Consider the following 22,415-nt stretch of genomic DNA (forward strand, 5'->3'; position numbering starts at 1 on the left):
ATGATAGATATTAAGCCAAATTTCGAAGGGTTGTATATTGAAAAATATAAGACGGCCAGCATCACCGGGTTTCAGAAAAAAGCCGGAAAGCTTAATAAACTGATACTCTGCTTTCTATCGGACGGTGAATTACACCTTAAGATCAATACGCTCCCGTTTCATATTAAGAAAAATGCAGTACTCATGCTTCTACCGGATACCGAATTAGCTGATATTTCGGGGAGTCATGACTTAGAACTGACTGTATTTTTTATTTCTTTGGATTTCATCAGCACTTATAGTTTTCTCACTGTATTGCTGGCTAGCGATGAGATAAAATTCAGTCCTGTGATGGAAGTGGAAGGTTCTTCTAAAAAACTGATCTGGTCTACGGTAAAACTGATTCAGGAGTATCAATCCAAAACGAAAGAAGAAAGTACCCTGGAGTCTGTACAATATCTGTTGTATGCTTTACTGGAGCTGGTTTCAAAACTTTATTTACCCGTCATTAAAAATAACAGCCTGCTACAAACCAGGAGTCAGGATATTATCGAACATTTTTTTGAACTGTTAAATGAACATGGTCATTTGCAGAGGAGTGTCTTGTATTATTCTGACCAGCTGCATCTTTCACCTCAGTATTTAAGCAGTTTAATAAAAAAAGAAACAGGAAAGCCCATCAAACAGTGGATCAGCTATAGGGTCATCAAACAAGCCAAAGAGCTTCTTAAAACAACATCACTCTCCATTAAAGAGGTCAGCAATCAATTGCAATTTGTAGACTCTTCCCTATTCTGTAGGTATTTCAGGCGTTGTACAGGTATTACAGCCAATACTTACAGGGAGAATTATAAAATTAAAAAGTAAATAGATTATCTATTTTTTGTAAGTTCGTTTTTTGAAAAATGAAAAAAATTATGCTGAAAAAGGTTTTGTTTCTACCTGCTTTACTCTTATTGTTTACGAACTGTAAAAAGGAGGATCCATCAAAGAAACCTATCATACAAAATACAGTCACAGAAAGTCATACAACTGTTCCGGCACAAAAAAGCAAAGATAATGCTCAGATGGAAACAGTAAAAACCTTTCTTAATTGGTATAAAAACAATGAAAATAAACTTTACGGATTTAATACAGTAAAAGGAGGCTCCAAAACGGAAACAGAGACTCCGGTCAATTATTATGTAGATTTTGATGAGGTTGAAAAAGAAATAAAATTTCTTAAAAACAGCCATCTTTTTTCTCAAAAATTTCTGTCTGCATATGAACAACGATATAAGGACGGTAATGAAAATTTCAAACAACATCCTGCCAATGATGGACCTCCTGAGAATTTCGATTATGATTATTTCTTTTTAACCCAGGAAGACTATCAATCCGACTTAAAGGATATTGAGGCCATAAATTTCAATATAAAACCGGTCAACGATACGTTATGTTCTGTTGAATTTCATTTAAAAAACTGCGGGATGACCTACCGGTATATCCTGCGTAAAACTGATCAATGGCAAATTGATTCTATTGAAAATATCAGTAGTTAGAGATTCAAAAGCGGCTGATAAAAAACAAAAATTTTATAAAAAACCGGGGACCTTGAAATCCACAGTAAGACCCATTGTGTTATTATATCCTGTGTCCCCGGTCATAAAAAAACTGTTAGAAGAAATTCATATTATTTTTTAATAATTTTCGTGGTTACAGAGCCTTTGTTCTTCAATTCAGTCTGAAGAATATAGATCCCTTTGGGAAGGCCAGAAATATCAATGTTTTTAGAGCTGTTGCTTATTAAAACTGTCCTGCCGTCCAATGAATTCACAGACACTTGTTTAATATCCTCTTTTGATTCCAGATGAATGAAGTCGGAACCAGGATTCGGATAGACCAAAATTTCTGTTTTTTGATGCACAGAATTAACCGTTGATAAAACAACTGTATCCAGATAAGAAATAGATTTATTTACATTGGGTACCCCATTAAAGGCAAAAGTATTGATTCCAAAACTAAATACAATCCCAGAGGTCTGGCTGATCCATGTATAGTATTCGTTTGTATAGTTGAATGGCAAAGGTGATCCCGGAACAATAATTGTAGACGCTTTCATACTCTTAATTCTCAGTACATTCGAATAGGTTCCTGTAGGTGTGATGACCGTTCCATAGCCGTCTACCGTATAGTCTACCTGTCCGGACTCATTGGTGATTCCACCCGCTGCGGAAACATTGGTAAACTGATAGGTATCACTAAACTGTTGCAAATAAGTGATTGGAAATTTAAAATCGATTAAAGGATCTGTATAGGTAGTCGTGGCATCTCCAAAGCCTGAGCCTGCATAAGACCCCAGCGTTACGGCTTCCGTGTCTGTGATGGAAGTAAAATCATAGACATCTGAAAGGGTTGGTTTTGTAATCCTGTTGGCTCCTGCGAACCTAAAACAGTTGGCCTGTCCGGGACATTCATTGGTCTGTGTAGTAATGACGTTAGGTCCGGTATACGCAGAAAAATCCCACGTAATATTAGCTCCTGATGGCCCCGGAGTAGCAGTAAGGGGCACATCTCCTGCTTTAAACGTAGTGGTAATGTTTACCCTGTCAATACCTGCCCTTGTTATCGATGGCTGTGCATAGGCTGTAATGCCAATTATAATGCATACAATGGAGTTTAACTTTTTCATATTGATGTTGTTTTTTTGGTATCCCGAATTTAAAAGGGATCCTCCTTTAAAAATGGCTTTTATCTATGTAAAACCTTTTCCATTCTACGAACAGCTAAAAAATAAAATACCCGGCACACGGGCCGGGCATATCGATAAGAAATATACAGATTCAATTAAATGACTGTCTGTAACTTAAAGGTGTTTTATCTGTTTTCTTCTTGAATAACTTATTGAATGACTGTGGATGCTCAAATCCCAAAGCATATGCCACTTCTGATACAGAAAAATTGGTAAGCGTAAGATATTCTTTAGCCTTTTCTATCAGTTTTTCATGAATATGCTGCTGTGCATTTTGTCCGGTAAGATTACGGAGCATATCGCTCAGATAATGTGGAGATAAATGAAGCTCTGAAGCCAAAAAATCTACAGTAGGAAGCCCCTTATTCAGTGTTTCTTCCCGGTCAAAATAATTTTCCAGGATGGTATCCATTTTAGATAAAAGATCATTACTGACTGATTTTCTTGTAATAAACTGCCTTTTATAGTAGCGGTTGCTGTAGTTGAGAAGCACTTCAATATAGGAAACAATAAGGTCCTGACTAATCTCATCAATAGCCGTATTCAGTTCATGAGTAATACTGTCCAGAAGTCCGGTAATCATTGTTTTTTCCTGATCAGATAAGTGCAGTGCTTCATTGGTATCATAGGAAAAGAAACCATATTTTTTAATATTCTTTGCCAAAGGGTAATTCCTGATAAAATCGGGATGTACCAGCAATGTGTAACCACAATATTCGGCATTTTCGTCAGTAGAAAGAATCTGCCCTGGAGAAGTGAACATCATTCCTCCTTCATTAAAATCATAATATCCCTGTCCGTACCCCATTTTTCCGTTTGTGGAATATTTGTAGGAAATTTTATAAAAATTCAGAAGGAAGCTTCTTCCCAAAAACTCCTTATTAATAGTCATCCTGGTATTATCCACTAAGCTGACCAGTGGATGAAGAGGCTTGGGAAGCTGAAGCAGATCATGCATTTCTGATATGGATGAAATTTTCAGTGGTAAGTTTTCTTTCCTTTCCATGATATAAATGTATCAATTATTTAGAATAAAAAGGCAGCATAAGCGTATCATTTATACTGCCACGGGTTACAAGTGGCTAGATGAATTGTTTTCCCAATTGTTCTCTGAATGCCTCATCTCCCAGCTCAAGGCGCTGTGCATATAAAGCTTTTGCATCCTCGCCGGCTACATATCTCAGTTTCTGTTTACCATCCGTAGCAGCTTCATATACTACTTCTGCAATCTGTTCCGGCGTAGAAGCAGCATCCATCATTCCCTCCATACGGGAAAAAAGAGTACCAAGCATTTCTTCATAAGCGGGACTTGATGCAGAATCTAAAGAACGGCTTACAAAATCAGTTTTAATCCCTCCCGGAGAGACGGTCTTGATATCGATACCTAATTTGTTAAGTTCAAACGCCATACTCTCGCTCCAACCTTCCAGTGCCCACTTTGTAGCGTGATAAATAGAATTCAACGGAAAGGTAATTAATCCCCCTATCGAAGTCGTGGAAATAAACGTTCCTCTCCCTTTCTCTCTGAAATACGGAATAAACTCCTGTGTTACACGGATAACCCCTAATAAATTGGTATTCAACTGTCTCACAATCTGTTCATCCGTCAATGCCTCCAAAGGACCCAGCAGACCATAACCGGCATTATTAAAAACCACATCAATATCTCCTGATTCCAATGCTTTTGTCACGGTTGATTTTATCTGTTCGGGACGGGTAACATCCAACGGCAGTACCGTTACATTTTCTAAAGCAGAAAGATCTGCCCCAGCTTCCGGATTTCTCATCGTAGCAATAACCTTCCAGCCATTATGTTGAAATAATTGAGCTGCTGCTTTTCCTAATCCTGTAGATGCACCTGTTATAAAAACTGTTTTCATATTTTCTTTGTTTAATTGTAGGACAAAGTTCAGCATTAGAAAAAATGCCGGAGTTGCCAAAACGGGTAAAATTGTATCCAAAATGGATGGAGGCAGACTTCTTTTCATTCGCATTTTTTTGTAAGTTTGCTTCTATTAATTTTTATGGCAGAATATATTCTTGAAAATATCAATATCAGTACACTTTCCGTATATGACCTGCTGAAACATACTTCAGAGAGCTCTTTTATAGAAAGCAAGAATTTTCATAATATTCATCCTGTTTCTATTGAAATTAATACGGGAATATTCACCCAAAAATCATCCCTGCAGGATTTTCCGGTGGTCACCATCAGCAAAATAAACAACACGTTGCTGTGCTCTTGTACCTGCGACAGTCCGGAAGACAGGCTCTGTCTGCATCAGGCAGAAATGATCCATTGTATTTTAGAGGAAAGAAATTATCGGATTTTCTTTGATGACTCCCTTCGTAAAAAAACAATAATCCCTAAAGCTAAAGGCTATGGCTTAGAAAACGAACCTGATCTTGATCATTATTTTCAGGTAGAGTATCATGAGGGTAAAATTGAAATCCTCCCCAGGATCAAAGAAATGTTTCCGATTGATGAACAGATCTTAAAAAGAGATCTTCTTCCTCAGCACCCTTCCAAGCTGGATGAGCTTGTATTGCACGACACGGCTAAAAAACAGATAGTAGTCATCGGTACGCACCGGTATTATAATCATCTGATTTTTAATTTAATGGAGGTGGAATTTACCCAAACCGGAAAAATAAAAAATCCGGTTAGCCCCGTAGATGCCATGCAGCTGATATGGAAGGCAGAAAAACCTTTGGAAATTAAATTTTATACTGCCATTTCATCATTCCAGAATAATTATAACCAGGATTATAATCCGGCAGAACTTGAGGCTTTAAAGTTGATTGTACAGAATCCTCTGGACCTGGAAGTCTATTATCATGACCGTGAAATAGCGGAAACCATATCCTCAAAGTCATTAACAAAAGTTACAATGAACACTTTAAATGCAGAGCTTCAACTTTCTGTATTTAAGAAAGATCCGTTTTATGAAATAACGGGAGAAATTCAGTTTCAGGATCATTCTATCCCTTTTAAAAATGTAATGCTCCGGAATGACTATTTCGTATATAACAACCATACATTCAGCTTTGTAGAAGATCCCGATATGCTCAGGGTCATTAAATTCTTCAAATCCAATAATGAAATATTGCTGGTCCATTCTTCTAAATATGAAGATTTTATGCAGTCTACCCTGTCCTCTTTAGAAGAACGTATTAGAATAATTTACAGCCATATACAACCTGCATCTAAAGTACAGCTTAAAGAAAAGGCTTTTGATGTGGAAAAGATCATTTATCTTCGTCAACAGGAGAATTATATCGGAATTACTCCCGTGATGCGTTACGGACAGCTGGAAGTTCCTGTATATTCAAGGAAGCAGCTTTTCGATTCCGATCAGAATGGGAACCTCTTTAAAGTAGAAAGAAACGAAACGCTAGAAGCCCGTTTTACTTCTTTGGTCATGCAGCAGCATCCGGATTTTGAAGAACAGATGGATGGATATCAGTATTTCTACCTCCACCGGGATAAATTCCTGGAAGACAACTGGTTCCTGGAAGCCTTTGAGGTTTGGCGGAATGAAGGAGTATCTATACTTGGTTTTAATGAACTGAAAAACAATAAACTCAATTCACACCGGGCTAAAATAAATATTCAGATCACCAGTGGCCTGGATTGGTTCAATGCCAAACTGAAGGTCAGCTTCGGGCAAAAAGATGCTTCTTTAAAACAACTTCACAGGGCAATCCGCAATAAAAGTAAATTTATTCAGCTGGATGACGGTTCTCTGGGAATGCTTCCTGAAGAATGGATAGACCGGATTTCAGCCTATTTCCGGGCTGGTGAAATTGATGAAGATCTACTGAAAATTCCTAAAATAAGTTTTACGGAGGTTTCTTCTCTTTTTGAAAAAGAAGTGATAAGCGATGAAGTAAAGGAAGAAATAACCTCTTATTCATCCCGTCTTTATTCAGGTGAGAGTATTCCGGAAATCCCCGTTCCCTCTACATTACATGCGGAGCTCAGAGACTATCAGCACGAGGGACTCAATTGGCTTAACTTTCTGGATGGCTTTAATTTCGGTGGCTGTCTTGCGGATGATATGGGACTTGGAAAAACAGTTCAGATCATTGCGTTTATCCTTTCACAAAGAGAAAAAAGAGGTCACACCACCAATCTTATTGTGGTTCCTACTTCTCTTCTTTTTAACTGGCAGGAGGAAATCAGCAAATTTGCACCTTCTATAAAAGTATGGCTTCATTATGGAGCTGAAAGACAGAAAAGCACCACTCATATGTCTGATTATGAAGTAATACTCACCAGCTATGGAATGCTTCTTTCAGATATTAAGTTTTTGAAAACCTTTCAGTTTAATTATGTGTTCCTTGATGAGTCGCAGACTATTAAAAACCCCAACTCAGAAAGGTATAAATCTGCCCGTCTTCTCCAGTCGAGAAACAGAATTGTACTGACAGGAACCCCCATTGAAAATAATACCTTCGACCTGTATAGTCAGCTTTCTTTTGCCTGTCCCGGATTATTGGGCAGCAAGCAATATTTTAAGGATATCTATGCAATTCCTATTGATAAATTTGAGTTCAGTAAACGGGCTATGGAACTTCAGCAAAAAATAAAACCATTCATCCTCCGCAGGACAAAAAAGCAGGTAGCAAAGGAACTTCCGGAAAAAACAGAAACAGTGATTTACTGTGAAATGAATGCTGAACAACGAAAGATATATGATGCCTATGAGAAGGAACTCCGCGAATTTATTGCAGCCAATGATGAAGATGACCTTAATAAAAACAGTATGCACGTTCTTACTGGTCTTACAAGACTAAGACAGATCTGTAACTCACCTATCCTCCTTAAAGAAGGCTATTCTGGGGAACATGCCGTGAAGATCGAAATTCTGATGGAACAGATCCTTGGAAAATCAAAAGATCATAAAATTCTGGTATTTTCACAGTTTGTAGGAATGCTGGATCTTATAAAGACCGAACTGGAACGCCGAAAAATCTCCTTCGAATACCTCACAGGTCAAACCAAAGACCGGGGACAAAAAGTACATAACTTTCAAAATAATGAAGACGTCCGTGTATTTCTGATCAGTCTGAAAGCCGGAGGTGTGGGTCTCAATCTTACCCAGGCAGATTATATCTACCTGGTAGATCCGTGGTGGAATCCTGCAGCCGAAAATCAGGCTATAGACCGGAGCTATCGAATTGGACAGACTAAAAATGTAATTGCTGTCCGGATGATCTGTTCCAATACTGTAGAAGAAAAAATCCTCTCTCTTCAGAAGAAAAAAAATCAGCTTGCCCAGCATCTTCTTAAAACAGATGGAGCAAAGTTTCAAGGCTTTTCAAAACAGGACCTTCTGGAAATCCTGGAACCGGAATAAGGGTTTTCCTTACTCATTCCTTCAAAAAAAACAAAACCGACAGAAGAATCTGCCGGTCAAAAAACAAAAATTGATATGGATATGATTAGATATGTGTTTATTTTTTAATCATCTTTTCAGTGATTACTTTCTTATCTTTAGTCTGGATTTTAATAAAATAAATCCCTGGTACAAAGCTATCTAAGTTGATACTGGCAGTATTGCCTTCCGTAAGTTTTTGTCCTGAGACATTATAAACTTCGTATTTTTCAAGTCCCTTTGCTGCTTTTACAATCACTGAACCTGTTGTAGGGTTAGGATATATTTTCACAGAAGAGTCTGCCATTGTCTCTTTCGTGGAAAGATTGGCGGGCTGTATATCAATGGTATAGTCTTCTGCCTGTCCTATAAACCAACCTGAAGGACATGGTAAATTTTCCACTGTACCCATCGACGAGCTGGATTCATAAGCTTTTACCAATCTGAAGCGTGTAGCTCCTAATAATGCTGTAGTCGGAATCGTAATATTTTCTGAGGTAACACCAGATTCTGTATTAGAAACAGGGCTGGAATTATCTAAATATCCCAGGTTAAACTTTTCATCAGTATCAAAGGTATTGTTATGATTAAAGTCGATATACGCATAGGCTGACACGGTAATCTGCCCGTGAGTACCTCCTGTAACCGTTATGGGATAAGTCTCTCCACGGTTAACACTAAAAACGGTGCCTGTGAAATTTTCCAAAAGCGAAGAATTTCCGTCAATAGGGCTGGAATTGGTGATTCCTGCAAATTCCACTTTACTTATTTCGCTCACTGTAGAAGTGGTCACATTTTCAGTACCACAATAAGGGGACGGGAATACGACATTATTCCCTGAAATAACAACGGTATAATCTTCTGCCTGCCCGGATCTTAAGCCGGCATCACAAGCCGTACTGATCGAGCTTGCAGCATTAGGATCCGAATAAGCTGCTACACTGCTGTTTTTAAGCACTCTCATTCTAGTAGTACCGTTTGCAGCATTCGCAGGAACTGTAATGGTTCCGTTGATAGTTAAAGCATTGAAAGGTGTAGCTTCTGTTAATCTTCCGATATAAAAACTTTCCCCTGCATCATTAAAGCTTCCGTTGTTATTGAAATCAATAAAAACAACTACATCACTGGGAAATGTTCCCGAAGGACCTTTTATAGCTATAGGATAGCTATTCCCTGCCTGAAGATCGGTAGACATGGATGTAAAATCTTCATAAGTAGGTGTTGATCCCGATTGAAACGGAGAGGTATTATTAATACTTCCAAAATTAACATGGGTAATCATGTTGCTGTCTGCCCCGTACTGAAATGAAGGAGTACAATATTGTGCCTCCATCAATGAACAGAGAATGACAGCAGAAAGAGTAGTTATTTTTTTCATTGAATTCTTAATTTTGAATGAGACAAATTTATATTTATTTAGAATCAATAAAAATAAGAACGTAATGACATTTGTCAGTTTATCAATATTTGAGAGAAAATCAACTCTTTAAACTTAAAAATTAATTGATTAATTGAATAACAACCAAACACTTACTTTGAAGAAATGGAAATTTATCTTTGTAAATGAAAATTCAGATTTTACCCTTCATCCCATATTTTTCAACCGATCTACTGCATTTTGTAGTAATTTTTGATAATCTCCAGTGATTTTTGTCTGTACAATTCATACTTCTTTTGATAGTCTTCTATAGCATCTTTTGCATCAGACCGGTTAAGTTTCACTTTTCCTTCTCCTTTTCCGAGTAAGATTGCATATTCCTGCTCTCCCACTGCTCTCATTGAGTACAACGGCCAGGAAGCTTCATTTTGATATCCTTTTTTTACATGGGGTAATGCAGCGTCTAAGAATGCATATTCCTCGGTGGTTACAATACCGGCAGGAATTCTTATTTCAAGTATATTTTTAAGCTGTAAAGCTGGAAGAAAAGCCGGAAATGCAGCCCTGCTTATGACAAACATAAGACTCAGGATTTCAAGATCAGGAAGTTCCTCCAGGAAACTAAAGTTATCTATAGGCTGCTTCCAGTCTAATGTTCCGTCGATAAGCAAATACTTTAGCCCTTTAATTCCTTTTAGTCCTCCGAAATCAGAAATTTTCCTGAGGTTTTCGAGATGGAGGGAGCTTAGATTCGGAAGATACTGTAATGGAGAAAGATCAGAAAACCCTGAAACATATTCAAGAGCCACTTCCTCCAGATGAACCAGATTTTTGATGAATGCAAGGTCCTTCGCCCGATATTCTTTTATTCTCAGTCTTTTAAGCTGTATGAAGTTACTGACAGCCTGAACCTGTTCATGACTGGGCTGGTCAAGATGCAGCTCTTCCAACTCCGGACAGTCAAAAATATCTTTCCAGTTTTGTGAAGACTTACTGATTGTTAGTACCTTAACTGTTTTTGTGTCAGCAATTCCTTTATCAACAGAATAAGCCCTTGTATGATGTGTCGGAATCATCTTCCAATACTTTTTTATATGGCCATACAAACCGGGGATCTCCTCCTCCATCATACCCTTATATTTTGTTACACAATTTACATTATTATCTTCTGTAAATTTATTTTTTTAACTCATATTTTCAATAAGAATAGCTGAAGCTCCCCCGCCGCCATTACAGATAGCAGCAATACCATACCTTCCTCCTTCCTGGCGTAATACATTGACCAGAGTTGCAATAATCCTTGCTCCCGAAGCTCCTATCGGGTGACCTAATGCAACGGCTCCTCCATATACATTTACCCGGTCCAGGTCATACCCTAAAATCTGCTGGTTAGATAAAATAACAGATGAATAGGCTTCATTGATTTCCAGATAATCTATATCAGAAAGACTGAGCCCTGACTGTTTCAGTACTTTATGAACAGCAATGGAAGGAGAAGTGGTAAACCATTCCGGAGATTGTGCAGCATCGGCATATGCTATAATTTTAGCCAGTGGACTTATTCCATGAATTTCCAGGGCTTTCGAAGAACCTAACAAAATAGCGGCAGCACCATCATTCAGATTGCTGGAATTGGCAGCGGTCAACAGGCCGTCTTTTTCAAAAGCAGGTTTCAGCAATGAAATCTTCTCAGGAATAAGTTTGTCAATATCTTCGTCTTTATCTACCTTCATTGTCTCTTTTTTTCCTGGCACTGATATTTCAATCAGTTCATTCTTAAACTTCCCTTTTCCCGAAGCTTCCTGTGCTCTCTTATAGGATAACAGGGCATAATCGTCCAGCTGCTGTCTGGTATGACCATATTTTTTCACCCCAAGTTCAGCAGCACTTCCCATATGAAAATCATTGTAAACATCCCATAATCCATCTTTAATCAGTCCGTCTGTAAGTAAGGCATCGCCCAGTTTTTCCCCCTGACGCGCAGACATATAATGAGGGACATTACTCATGCTTTCCATTCCACCTGTTATGACGATATTCTCCAATCCAAGCTGGATCTGCTGGGCCCCAATCATGGAGGCTTTCATTCCGGAGGCACAGACTTTATTGATTGTTGTAGCATCCTTATCTACCGGAATTTTAGAAAAAACAGCTGATTGCCTTGCCGGGGACTGTCCTACCCCTGCACTCAATACATTTCCCATATATACACTGTCTATATGCTCAGGAGCAAGTGATATACTTTCATACGCATCCTGTATGGCTATTGCTCCTAACTGTGGGGCTGTAAATGCGGATAAACTTCCCATAAATCCACCAACGGGAGTTCGTTTTGCAGCCATAATAAATACATCTTTCATATGCTATAGTTTTAAAAATATACCGATCAGTATATTTTGGGTTAAAAAATTTTTATCTTTCTAAACTGTTCATTCTTAAAAAGCATTTCGTCAAATATACAAAATATACCAATCGGTATTTTATTATATGAAAAAAAATTCTCATTCTATCATGAGAAGGCTTTTTATAAACGGCTCAGTTGGTCCAGTTTCTTCAATAAAGTGGGTATTCTGAAAGGCCCATGCATCTGTTCCACTTCAGGTTGTACTTCATCCACGGCCATACCTTTTGCAGTGAGGAAAAGTGGTGTTTTGCTTTCACCTCTGTAGATACTCCTTCTTTGAGAATCAGGGGTTGTAAATTCATTTTTTGCAATTCCGATGATAGGGTATTTTTGGTCCAAGGCATCATAAAGATATCCTCCCAGTCCCAGTTTACAATTATTATCAAGGGTAACATATCCATCAACAATAATGATATCCCCATTTTTTAATGCGATCTTATTTAGCAAACTCAGAATGCACGGCAATTCTCTTTTATAAAAGGCACCGCTCTCATATTCTGAGGTAATAGGGGTTTGTTCGGTATAAATTTCTACCTCCTTTTCAGAATTCCATTTTTCAAAAGCAATACACACGGTATTGGCATAATCCTCATAATAATAGGTATCAAAAGCGTAAATCATTTCTTTGTATCGTTAATAAATTCACCAAAATGCCATAAAATCCCCGAGGGGTCATGGACGAAGCATTCTTTCCCCCATTCCATGGTTCTCACAGGAGTAAGCTGTATATTTTCATATTTCTCCATAAGATTTAGTGTTAAAAGTTCTTTCCAGAACTCATCCGTATTGGCCACTTCCACAAAAATCATTGTATTTTCAATCCATTCTTTAGCATAATAATCCTGAAGATAAAAACAAGTCCCCTGTAAGCTAAACAAAGACAGTTTAGGCTCAAGAACCACTTCCTCAAATCCCAAATCTCTGTAAAAATTACGGCTTACTTCAAAATCTTTAGCTCCGATAAAAGGTCGGATTGATTTTAGTTGTGATGTCATTATTTTAAATTTTTCCAGTTCTGAAAGCTCATTTCAAATTTAACCTCTCCTTTTCCATGGATTCCGACTTCTTTCCAACCTGATTTTCTGTAAAATGTTTCAGCTCTTGTATCAGGAGAAGTTCCCAGCCAGACGGCATCTTTTTTCTGTGTGAAATACCAGTCAAGCATTATATCATGGAGCTTTCTTCCGATGCCTTTATTTTCAAAATCGGGATGTACAAACAGAGCCCAGATATTATGTTCTTTAAGGTCAACAATCGAAAAGCCTGTAATTCTTCCATTTTCTTCAGCGACCCAGCCTTTTCCTCTTTCAAAAAGAAATTCTTCACAATCTCTGTCTGTAACCAAACCGGGATCTGACAATGTATTCTCTTTCACAGAATTTCTTACGGTCTGGATTTGTGGAATATCTTCTAAAATTGCTTCACGGATGATCATATTCATTCGATGAATTTTATTTGTATTGATGGTTATATATAAAGGCACAAAGCGTTTTGTATACCTGTGCCTTTATCATCTGTCTTATCTGTTATTTTTTATCCACTACAATTCTTTCTGCTCTGTTCGCAATGTCCCAGGCAGTAGTAAAAATCAACTGGGTACGTTTTTCTAACAGTGGGTAATCAATCTTTTCAGGATCATCGGTCGGCTTATGATAGTCTTCATGGATTCCGTCAAAGAAAAATGCCACCGGAATATTATGCTTGGCAAAATTATAGTGATCAGAACGGTAATATAACTGTTCAGGATCATTTAAATCATCATACTTATAGTTCAGTTCCAGATTATTGGTTCTCTTATTGGCCGCTTCATTGATCACTTTAAGCTGAGAGCTCAGCATTTCAGAGCCAATCACGTACACATATTGTTTTCCTCTGTTGGCAGGATCATCTCGTCCTATCATATCGATATTAAGATCTACTACGGTATTTGCCAATGGGAAAACAGGGTTTTGGGAATAGTATTCAGAACCAAACAGTCCGTGTTCTTCTCCTGTGACATGAAGGAATAAAACGGATCTTTTAGGACCTTTACCCACCTTTTTAGCTGCCTGGAAAGCTTTTGCAATCTCCATCACTGCAACAGTACCGCTTCCATCATCATCAGCACCATTATACACAACACCATTTTTTGTCCCAACGTGGTCATAGTGAGCAGAAACCACAACAATTTCTTCCGGTTTTTCACTTCCTTCTATAAAAGCCAAAATATTTTCAGAATCGGGAAGGTTTCCTCCACCTCTCTTCTTCATAAAATCTGCCGGAACCTTCTGGAAAAATGAATTGAGTACTTTCGGATGGGAAATACCCAGGTTTTTATAATAGTTTACGATGTACTCTCCCGCTCTTTTCTGCCCGGGACTCCCTGTATCTCTACCCTCCATTCCATCAGCAGCAATTACATATAAGTTTTTCTTTAAGTCCTCTGCATTAATCATCTTATAAGCAGCCGAAAAGGCTTTATCATGCTTAAAAGTAGCAGTAGGTGTTTCATTAGAAGTATTTGCCGTTTTACAGCCAGTCTGTACAACAATGGCCAGTAACGGAATAAGGAGTTTTTTCATAAAGAATAATTTTCTTAAAAATAACAATTTTTATTTAATCACGATGAAATGTTATTTTCATTATATTTGATATAAATGCAAAGTTGATGGATAAAATTTATGGATTCACTCATTACTCCTTTTTTACGGAAATGTCTGAACTTGCCACAAAGCATAGAAGCTTTGATCTTTCTTTAGGGCTTCCTGATTTCGATATTGATGAAAGGCTGAAAACCTTTTTAAAAGAATCTGCAGGCCTTGATCATCATCAATATGAGCCTCTTGCAGGCAATCCGCTACTCATTGAAAACATCGTTGCATATAATGCCAGGCGGGAAAACCCTATCCCATTGAGAACAGAAGAAATTACCGTTGTACCATGTGCAACCTTTGCTTTATATACCGCCCTAAAATCTACTTTAAACCAAGGAGATGAAGTCATTATTATTCAACCGTCCTATTATACGTATGGTCCTTCTGTAGTGATGAACGGAGGAATTCCTGTTTATTATGATCTTGATAATGATTTCACTGTAAACTGGGAAAAGTTTCAAAACTGCATTTCAGAAAAAACGAAGGCTATCATTGTCAATTCACCTCAAAATCCTACTGGAAAAATATGGAAAAAGGAAGACTGGAATCAATTGTATGCGCTGATAAAGGACAGGGAAATCTATTTAATTTCAGAGGAAATTTATGATACATACTGCTATGATGATGCCGAACATTACAGTTCGTTTCTGCATCCCGAACTTAAAAAAAGAACATTCTGTATTTTTTCCTTTGGTAAAATGTTTCATACCTCAGGATGGAAAGTGAGCTATATGATTAGTTCCGCGGAATTAACGGCATTATTCCAATCCCATCAGCAATATATTTCCTACAGTGCTAACGCTCCTGCCCAATATGCGCTGGCAAAATACCTCGAAGTATTTGACCCCCATATCAATAAAAGCATGATGCAGAAAAAAAGGGATATTTTCAACGAGATGATCAGGGATACTCCATTACAGGTTGAACAGAAAGCAGAAGGAAGTGTTTTCCAGGTTGTCAACTTTAGAAATGTCTCCCGCACAATGTCTGATGTGGATTTTTCAAAATGGCTGACCATTGAGAAGAAAGTGGCCTGTCTTCCCCTTTCTGCATTTTACAATTCAAGACAGAACTCAGATTATATAAGGTTCAGTTTTGCAAAAAAAGATGATGTGATTATACAGGCTTTGGAACATTTGAGAAAAAATCTTTGATCCTCCATTAAGTGCAGATTTACACAGATGATTTCATTGATCTGCAGACTGGCTATGATCAAATTTACCCCAGCTCATCATGTTCTAAGAACCCAACCTCAATTTCCGTATTCAATATGTTAAAACTGACTCGTTTATAAAGCAAAAAAAACACTGCCGAAGCAGTGTTTAATTATATTCAATTGAATTTTAAAGAGCAAGTACTCTTACATCAATTCTTCTGTTTTTAGCTTTACATTCATCGGTATCGTTCGCTTCACAAATCGGATGCTGCGAACCATATCCTTCAGCTTCTATCCTGTCTGAGGGCACTCCCAATTCCAAGAGTTTCAGTTTTGCAGTCTGTGCTCTCAGGTTAGATAACCGTTGGTTAGTTTCTTCATTTCCACTGTTATCTGTATAACCGCCCAGCTTGATTTTAAGGTCAGGATATGCATTTAAAATTTCTGCCAGATTGTTCAGTTGCAGTTCATAGCCGGCTTTCAGATCACTTGATCCGGTTTCAAAATAAAGGTTTTCTATAGTATACCATTTATTAGGATCTACAATAGACTGGTCATTCTTTTTTATGGATTGATATAACTGGTAGATCTGGCTTCCTTCTCCTACTGCAATGATTTTTCCTCCTTTTAAATTCAGCTTCTGAATAGCCCCAGTTTCATAAACAAAGTCTCCGCTTTCATTAAGATGACCTTTTACTTCTTTAGGAGCTGAAACATATACAGAATCTACTCCGTTTCTGCCTCCGTGATCTATATCCGCCCTGGTTAAGCTTTCCAGCTTTGCTTTTCTATTGGATTCAATTTTATCTTTATGCAACACCGCTAATGTGGGTGCAATGACCAATGAAACAATGGACATTAATTTGATCAGGATATTCATTGAAGGCCCCGACGTATCTTTAAACGGATCTCCTACAGTGTCTCCTGTTACGGAAGCTTTATGAGGTTCAGAACCCTTGTAATAAGTCTGCCCATTAATTTCCACTCCTTTTTCGAATGATTTTTTAGCATTATCCCAGGCTCCCCCTGCGTTATTCTGAAACATGCCCATTAAAACACCACTTACGGTAGCACCGGCTAAAAATCCTCCTAAAACTTCCGGACCAAAAATAAATCCGACCAATAATGGGGAAATAATAGCAATAGCTCCCGGAAGCATCATTTTCCTGATAGAGGCATCTGTAGAAATAGCTACACATTTTTCATATTCCGGCTGTGCTTTTCCTTCTAAAATTCCAGGGATTTCCCGAAACTGTCTTCTCACCTCCTCTACCATTGCCATCGCAGCCTGTCCTACGGCAGTAATCGCAAGGGAAGAGAATATAAAGGGAATCATTCCTCCTACAAATAATCCGGCTAAAACATCAGCTCTGTAGATATCAATACCATCTATTCCGGCTATTCCTACAAAGGCTGCAAACAGGGCTAAAGCCGTTAATGCAGCTGAAGCAATAGCAAATCCTTTTCCTGTAGCTGCAGTCGTATTGCCTACGGCATCCAAAATATCTGTTTTCTCGCGAACTTCTTTAGGAAGTTCACTCATTTCTGCAATACCACCTGCATTATCTGCAATAGGCCCGAAAGCATCAATAGCCAGCTGCATTGCAGTAGTAGCCATCATTCCGGCAGCTGCAATGGCCACCCCATACAATCCTGCGCACAAATAAGAACCGTAAATTCCTCCTGCGAGCACAAGAATGGGAAGCAGGGTTGATTCCATCCCCACAGAAAGCCCACCGATGATATTGGTGGCATGACCTGTAGAAGACTGTCTTACGATACTGGAAACAGGTCTTTTACCCATAGCCGTATAATATTCTGTAATGATACTCATCAGGGTTCCTACAACTAAACCAACCATTATGGCTCCAAACACTCCCATTTTAGTAAATTCATGCCCCCTGAGGATCATTTTTTCGGGAAGAATATAGGTAACCAGGAAATAAGAAGAAATAGCTGTAATCACAATACTCCCCCAGTTCCCCAGATTTAAAGCGTTCTGTACACTCGATGTTGATGATCCTTCATTGTCATTAATTCTCACAAATAAAGTTCCTATCATTGAAAATATAATTCCTGTTCCCGCGATAAGCATGGGTAACAGAATCGGAGCGAAGCCTCCAAAGGAATCGTCAGAAATCGTTTCCCTTCCTAACACCATTGTCGCTAAGACCGTGGCTACATAGGAACCGAAAAGGTCTGCACCCATTCCCGCCACATCACCTACATTATCACCTACATTATCTGCAATGGTAGCAGGATTTCTCGGATCATCTTCCGGGATTCCTGCTTCTACTTTTCCTACAAGGTCAGCCCCTACATCTGCTGCTTTTGTATAAATACCCCCACCCACTCTTGCAAAAAGAGCAATAGATTCTGCACCCAGAGAAAAACCGGTAAGAATCTCAATCGTCCTTTCCATCTCATGTGAATCTACGGCGGCATCCGGTGCAAAGATCTGTCTAATGATTAGAAATAACGACCCTAATCCTAGTACTGCAAGCCCGGCAACACCCATTCCCATAACGGAACCTCCAGTGAAAGAGACTTTAAGGGCTTTAGAAAGTGAGGTTCTTGCTGCTTCAGCAGTTCTTACATTAGCTTTTGTAGCGATCTTCATCCCTATAAAGCCTGCCAGAGCCGAAAATACAGCTCCCACTGCAAAAGCAATTCCTATACTCCAGTGTGAATTGGAATTGGTGGTTCCCATCACTGCAAGTAAAATAGCTACTACAATAACAAAATAGGTTAAAATCTTGTACTCGGCCTTTAGGAAAGCCATCGCACCATCAGCAATATATCCGCTGATTGTTTTCATCTTTTCGTTTCCGGCATTCTGTTTACTGACCCAGTTACTCTGAAGAAATGTATAAAGCAAAGCCACGACACCAAAAATTGGCACTAACATAAATAGATCCATAGTTTAATATTTTTTTGGTAATAGAAAATTAAATATAATAAATAATTATCATCAAACCATTAAAAAAAATAACAGTCATACAGTCTTTAGTAAAAGAATTTTAAAAATAAAAGAGGGCAAAGTCTAAAAAAGCAAAAAAGATCTCTTAAAAGAGACCCTTTGTTTTGGAGGTTGAACCGTTTGTGTTTTCAGAATCATTATTTTATTAAAAAACCTCTCTTCATCGATGTTTGGGAATTGTTTTGCAAAAATATATATCTTATTTCACTGATGCAAAATTTATCTATAGAATTAACATCCTATATTTTGTAAAATTATTACTACAAGAAACCCAATAAAAGAATAATATTAATTCATTTTTTAAATAATATAAAAAATAAACATTTAATATAAAAAATCACCTATTTGAGATTCAATAGCGTTGAAATTATTAGCTATCAATAATTTATCAGGGTAAAAACGAGTATCACCTGGAATAAATCGGATAATTTCAGCTTATTCTGGATTAAAATTATTAATATAAACCCCAATTTTAAAGGATATTTATTCACCATCATTAGAAATAAAACAGGCATTATATGTTTAATTATCAATGGTTATAAAAAAAATACAGATTAAAACAAATCGAAAAATACTGGTTTATCTGTATAATTTCACTATTTTTACGCCGTAAAACAAATTTGTTTAACGATAAAACGCAAAACCTAGAAAACTTAAGTGACAAAAAATTATTTTCAATCATTCTCAATCTTAAAAAAAACTTCGGCTTGTACAAAAACTAATATTAACAAATTTTTGCATTGATATGCAAGAAACATAGATGAGTTTTGCACATATGAGGGTTTGGGCAGTTTTTTTTGCTTTCTTATACTTAAACATTTACGGACAGCGCTATACTTCCACATGGTATAATATAGATAATGGACTTCCACAAAGCAGTGCGAAGGCCATTGCCAAGGATAAATACGGTTTTATCTGGATATCTACGGAAAACGGGCTTGTACGGTATGACGGCATTTCCTTTGTCACGTTTAATAATTTTAAAATAGACAACCTTCATTTCGGGATGTTTATCGGTGATCCTGTTCGGGACAGCATTACAACGCTTACTAATTTTCAGGAGAATAAGATCATCATTAAAAACAGATTTCCCAGGCTCAGTAAGCTCACCCCTGGCGATAGAGTTTCTTTTACAAAAGGAAATCAGCTGGTACAAAGAATTGCGAACAATACCATTTCTTCTAATTTTTATAATGACGTTCAGTATTTTATACAGCTTAAAAATTCAAAGTATATTTTCAGGGAAAAAGATGCCATCATTTATAAAAATGAAAGGGGAATTGAAACAAGAATATCACTTCCTTTTACCAATGAAGACCTGAACAGTATTTTTGTTCTTAATGAGACTCTTTTCATTAATGATTTTCAGACAAGAAAGACCTATTCTATTCATCATGGAAAACTTTCTATTTATGACCAGCCAAGTCTTTTTAACGATCCTGAAACTAAAATATACTGGCAGCAGATTACCAATCAGTCATTTATCATCAACAGGAATAATATTTATATTGTAGAGGAAAGCCCAAACGGACCTTCTCTGAAGTTTCTGGTAAAGTATAAGGAAATAGGCAGCCATTCCTACTACTCTATGTATTACGGTAAAAATTTCAACAATCTTTATCTTGGTACTTTGAATAACGGGCTTAATATTCTTCATCTTTCAAACATGTATGTGGCCCGAAAGGAAGCTGATTTTGCAAATAATGTATCCAATGCCTCATTACCCTTCAGTAACAATACAATTATAACGGAGGACGGAACTGAGTTTGGGAAAAATGGTATTGTCCATAAGTATGCGTTCGGGAATAATGATAATTATCTTATGATGTACGACAATTCGGGTAATATTCTGATCCGTAAGAGAAAGAGTATCATAAGATTTTATAAAAATTCCGGGTATAAGAAAAAAGACTCCACTTATATTAAAGAGGGGTTTGAAGATTTTATGAAAAGTGGAAATTTATATGCCCTTTCCCTGTTAAACTCTTCCCGATACCAACTTCAGATTTTTAAAAAGGACCAATTTACAAAGCCGGATTATATTTATAGTTTTAAAAGTCCTGTCACCGCTTTTTTTCAATACCGTGAGGGGCAGGTTCTGGTAGGCAATAATGAAGGATTGTATTCGCTGATGTTGGATAAAAATACAGTGCGTCCGTTAATCAAAAATATTTCTGTAAAAAGTATCGTAAAAACAAAGGATAATCTGATCTGGATTATGACCAACAAAAATGGCTTTTACCTTTTTAAAGACCGGAAACTGGTTAAAATGCCCAATGACAGGAATAATTATTTGCAGTCTGCTCATTCTATCCTTGAGGATCAACAGGGGTTTTATTGGATATCCTCGAACAACGGCCTGTATAAAGTTCCTAAAAAGCAACTTATCCAGTATGCCGAAAACAGAAAAAGCCCGGTATTCTATTACCGTTTCACTAAAAAAGATGGTTTTACTTCTAATGAATTCAATGGTAATTCGCAACCCAATGCTTATGCTTTGGAAAATGGGGAATTTATATTCCCTTCCATGGATGGTTTTGTATTTTTCAACCCGGCTCAGGTTCAGACCTATTATCCGGATCCAAAAAAAATCTATATAGAAAGAGCAAAAATCGGTAATGCTGAAACAGTCTATTTTAATACTGTACTCGATCTAAAGAATGATTACAAAACAGCTGATATTTTCATAGATATTCCTTATTTCTCTAATTTTGAAAACCTTTATATAGAGGCCAAAATCTCGGGAGAGGAAGAATCGGACTGGGAAGCGGTGGCTTTGGGAAAAGATTTAAAATATACCATCAGTAACCTCAGCCCGGGAGATTATACGTTAAAGGTGAGGATACTTGCCTCTCCGGATGGAAAATATGAAGAAAAGGCTGTTCAATTCAGGATTGAACCTTATTTTTTCCAAACGCTGTTATTTAAGATATTGCTTTCCATTATTTTTCTTACAGGAATTATCATTATTATCATGTTGATGACCAATCTTCTAAGAACAAAAAACAAAGCCCTGAAGCGAATTGTTCATAACAAAAATTCCAAGCTTAAGGAAACTTCCCTTACGCTTGAAGTGGTAAAAAATGATTTGCAGAAAGAAACAGAATATCAAAAAAAACTGGTGGAAACCATTAGCCATGACATCACTACTCCAATCAGGTTTATTGCGATGCTTTCTCAAAAACTTCATGAATCAGATGATGTAGAGCTTCAGAAAAAATATTTTGACAGTATTTACAAATCCTCTGAACAGCTGTACCAGTTTACATTGAATTTAAAGGAATATACAGAGCTTTATAAAGCCGAAAACATTTTTGAAGAGCAGGAATATCCTGTCAACAGAATTTTAGAAATCAAGAAAAAACTATTCTGGGAAATCGCAAAGGAAAGAGAAACTGTTATTATTAATTCTACAGAGACTAATATAAACAGCAGAGTGAGTGAAAGTATTCTTTCGGCTATTATCCACAATGTTATTGATAATGCCGTAAAAAATACATTTAAAGGAGAAATTAGTCTTAATATTATAGAGGATGACCAAAAAATCATTATCATAATAGATGATACGGGAACCGGAATGTCTACGGAACAAATAGCCATTTATATGAATTTGTTCAAAAATCCTAAATGGAAAACACCCAGCTTTAAAGGTAAAGGACTGGGTCTGCATATGGTCATCCATCTGGTTAAAAAGATTAATGCTGAGATCAGTTTCAGTCAAAATTTCCCGAAAGGAACCATTGTAGAAATTACCCTCAAAAAAAACTAATTAT

Annotated in this window: 16 protein-coding genes; 5 read left to right on the forward strand and 11 right to left on the reverse strand. The window is 37.3% G+C overall.

Annotation, left to right across the window (positions count from 1 at the left end):
- Nucleotides 1–846: a helix-turn-helix domain-containing protein gene (locus JML65_RS09745; RefSeq protein ID WP_228406010.1), complete on the forward strand. Its 846-nt coding sequence runs from the start codon at nucleotides 1–3 to the stop codon at nucleotides 844–846.
- Nucleotides 847–884: 38 nt separating this feature from the next.
- Nucleotides 885–1,520 carry a hypothetical protein gene (locus JML65_RS09750; RefSeq protein ID WP_202270694.1) on the forward strand — a complete coding sequence of 212 codons (636 nt, stop codon included), beginning with the start codon at nucleotides 885–887 and terminating at the stop codon, nucleotides 1,518–1,520.
- Between the two features lie 131 nt (nucleotides 1,521–1,651).
- On the opposite strand, the gene JML65_RS09755 is transcribed toward JML65_RS09750, so the two are convergent.
- The 3 genes from JML65_RS09755 to JML65_RS09765 all read right to left on the reverse strand — a co-directional run bounded on the left by JML65_RS09755 (nucleotide 1,652) and on the right by JML65_RS09765 (nucleotide 4,590).
- Nucleotides 1,652–2,650, reverse strand: a complete 999-nt coding sequence (locus tag JML65_RS09755) for a T9SS type A sorting domain-containing protein (protein ID WP_202270695.1) — start codon at nucleotides 2,648–2,650, stop codon at nucleotides 1,652–1,654.
- A 151-nt stretch (nucleotides 2,651–2,801) separates the two neighbouring features.
- Nucleotides 2,802–3,716: a helix-turn-helix domain-containing protein gene (locus tag JML65_RS09760; RefSeq protein ID WP_047496131.1), complete on the reverse strand. Its 915-nt coding sequence runs from the start codon at nucleotides 3,714–3,716 to the stop codon at nucleotides 2,802–2,804.
- Between the two features lie 76 nt (nucleotides 3,717–3,792).
- Nucleotides 3,793–4,590 carry an SDR family oxidoreductase gene (locus JML65_RS09765; RefSeq protein WP_202270875.1) on the reverse strand — a complete coding sequence of 266 codons (798 nt, stop codon included), beginning with the start codon at nucleotides 4,588–4,590 and terminating at the stop codon, nucleotides 3,793–3,795.
- A 144-nt stretch (nucleotides 4,591–4,734) separates the two neighbouring features.
- Here JML65_RS09765 and JML65_RS09770 point away from each other — a divergent pair, with 144 nt between their 5' ends.
- Nucleotides 4,735–8,073, forward strand: coding sequence for a DEAD/DEAH box helicase (locus JML65_RS09770; RefSeq protein ID WP_202270696.1), 3,339 nt, complete (start codon nucleotides 4,735–4,737; stop codon nucleotides 8,071–8,073).
- Between the two features lie 97 nt (nucleotides 8,074–8,170).
- Here the strand turns inward: JML65_RS09770 and JML65_RS09775 are convergent, their stop codons facing one another.
- The 7 genes from JML65_RS09775 to JML65_RS09805 form a co-directional block, all read right to left on the reverse strand.
- Nucleotides 8,171–9,469, reverse strand: a complete 1,299-nt coding sequence (locus JML65_RS09775; protein WP_202270697.1) for a T9SS type A sorting domain-containing protein — start codon at nucleotides 9,467–9,469, stop codon at nucleotides 8,171–8,173.
- A gap of 230 nt (nucleotides 9,470–9,699) precedes the next feature.
- Nucleotides 9,700–10,545: a leucine-rich repeat domain-containing protein gene (locus JML65_RS09780; protein ID WP_202270698.1), complete on the reverse strand. Its 846-nt coding sequence runs from the start codon at nucleotides 10,543–10,545 to the stop codon at nucleotides 9,700–9,702.
- 108 nt (nucleotides 10,546–10,653) lie between these two features.
- The gene (locus tag JML65_RS09785; RefSeq protein ID WP_202270699.1) at nucleotides 10,654–11,829 is read right to left on the reverse strand and encodes an acetyl-CoA C-acyltransferase; all 1,176 of its coding nucleotides are present in this window, start codon (nucleotides 11,827–11,829) and stop codon (nucleotides 10,654–10,656) included.
- A gap of 164 nt (nucleotides 11,830–11,993) precedes the next feature.
- Nucleotides 11,994–12,494 (reverse strand): endonuclease V, encoded by a 501-nt coding sequence (locus JML65_RS09790; RefSeq protein ID WP_202270700.1) that lies wholly within the window; start codon nucleotides 12,492–12,494, stop codon nucleotides 11,994–11,996.
- On the reverse strand, nucleotides 12,491–12,868 hold the full coding sequence (locus JML65_RS09795; protein WP_047496144.1) for a VOC family protein: 378 nt from the start codon (nucleotides 12,866–12,868) through the stop codon (nucleotides 12,491–12,493). The genes JML65_RS09790 and JML65_RS09795 overlap by 4 nt, the downstream gene beginning before the upstream one ends.
- Nucleotides 12,868–13,314 carry a GNAT family N-acetyltransferase gene (locus JML65_RS09800; protein WP_237390831.1) on the reverse strand — a complete coding sequence of 149 codons (447 nt, stop codon included), beginning with the start codon at nucleotides 13,312–13,314 and terminating at the stop codon, nucleotides 12,868–12,870. Before JML65_RS09800 ends, JML65_RS09795 begins: the two co-directional genes overlap by 1 nt.
- Nucleotides 13,315–13,399: 85 nt before the next feature.
- Entirely contained in the window at nucleotides 13,400–14,434 is a 1,035-nt protein-coding gene (locus JML65_RS09805; RefSeq protein ID WP_202270701.1) for a M28 family metallopeptidase, read from the reverse strand.
- Nucleotides 14,435–14,520: 86 nt separating this feature from the next.
- Here JML65_RS09805 and JML65_RS09810 point away from each other — a divergent pair, with 86 nt between their 5' ends.
- Nucleotides 14,521–15,660, forward strand: a complete 1,140-nt coding sequence (locus tag JML65_RS09810) for an aminotransferase class I/II-fold pyridoxal phosphate-dependent enzyme (protein WP_202270702.1) — start codon at nucleotides 14,521–14,523, stop codon at nucleotides 15,658–15,660.
- Between the two features lie 189 nt (nucleotides 15,661–15,849).
- Here the strand turns inward: JML65_RS09810 and JML65_RS09815 are convergent, their stop codons facing one another.
- Nucleotides 15,850–18,582, reverse strand: coding sequence for a sodium-translocating pyrophosphatase (locus tag JML65_RS09815; RefSeq protein WP_202270704.1), 2,733 nt, complete (start codon nucleotides 18,580–18,582; stop codon nucleotides 15,850–15,852).
- Between the two features lie 820 nt (nucleotides 18,583–19,402).
- Here JML65_RS09815 and JML65_RS09820 point away from each other — a divergent pair.
- The gene (locus JML65_RS09820; RefSeq protein ID WP_202270705.1) at nucleotides 19,403–22,411 is read left to right on the forward strand and encodes a sensor histidine kinase; all 3,009 of its coding nucleotides are present in this window, start codon (nucleotides 19,403–19,405) and stop codon (nucleotides 22,409–22,411) included.
- The last annotated feature ends 4 nt before the right edge of the window (nucleotides 22,412–22,415 follow it).

The organism is Chryseobacterium sp. KMC2 (genome assembly GCF_016756935.1).
Lineage (GTDB): Bacteria > Bacteroidota > Bacteroidia > Flavobacteriales > Weeksellaceae > Chryseobacterium > Chryseobacterium rhizosphaerae.

Excerpts from the sequence above, each read along its gene's own strand:
- JML65_RS09745 (WP_228406010.1), top strand. The coding sequence starts at position 1 with ATGATAGATATTAAGCCAAATTTCGAAGGGTTGTATATTGAAAAATAT.
- JML65_RS09750 (WP_202270694.1), top strand. The coding sequence starts at position 885 with ATGAAAAAAATTATGCTGAAAAAGGTTTTGTTTCTACCTGCTTTACTC.
- JML65_RS09755 (WP_202270695.1), bottom strand. The coding sequence starts at position 2,650 with ATGAAAAAGTTAAACTCCATTGTATGCATTATAATTGGCATTACAGCC.
- JML65_RS09760 (WP_047496131.1), bottom strand. The coding sequence starts at position 3,716 with ATGGAAAGGAAAGAAAACTTACCACTGAAAATTTCATCCATATCAGAA.
- JML65_RS09765 (WP_202270875.1), bottom strand. The coding sequence starts at position 4,590 with ATGAAAACAGTTTTTATAACAGGTGCATCTACAGGATTAGGAAAAGCA.
- JML65_RS09770 (WP_202270696.1), top strand. The coding sequence starts at position 4,735 with ATGGCAGAATATATTCTTGAAAATATCAATATCAGTACACTTTCCGTA.
- JML65_RS09775 (WP_202270697.1), bottom strand. The coding sequence starts at position 9,469 with ATGAAAAAAATAACTACTCTTTCTGCTGTCATTCTCTGTTCATTGATG.
- JML65_RS09780 (WP_202270698.1), bottom strand. The coding sequence starts at position 10,545 with ATGATTCCGACACATCATACAAGGGCTTATTCTGTTGATAAAGGAATT.
- JML65_RS09785 (WP_202270699.1), bottom strand. The coding sequence starts at position 11,829 with ATGAAAGATGTATTTATTATGGCTGCAAAACGAACTCCCGTTGGTGGA.
- JML65_RS09790 (WP_202270700.1), bottom strand. The coding sequence starts at position 12,494 with ATGATTTACGCTTTTGATACCTATTATTATGAGGATTATGCCAATACC.
- JML65_RS09795 (WP_047496144.1), bottom strand. The coding sequence starts at position 12,868 with ATGACATCACAACTAAAATCAATCCGACCTTTTATCGGAGCTAAAGAT.
- JML65_RS09800 (WP_237390831.1), bottom strand. The coding sequence starts at position 13,314 with ATGAATATGATCATCCGTGAAGCAATTTTAGAAGATATTCCACAAATC.
- JML65_RS09805 (WP_202270701.1), bottom strand. The coding sequence starts at position 14,434 with ATGAAAAAACTCCTTATTCCGTTACTGGCCATTGTTGTACAGACTGGC.
- JML65_RS09810 (WP_202270702.1), top strand. The coding sequence starts at position 14,521 with ATGGATAAAATTTATGGATTCACTCATTACTCCTTTTTTACGGAAATG.
- JML65_RS09815 (WP_202270704.1), bottom strand. The coding sequence starts at position 18,582 with ATGGATCTATTTATGTTAGTGCCAATTTTTGGTGTCGTGGCTTTGCTT.
- JML65_RS09820 (WP_202270705.1), top strand. The coding sequence starts at position 19,403 with ATGAGTTTTGCACATATGAGGGTTTGGGCAGTTTTTTTTGCTTTCTTA.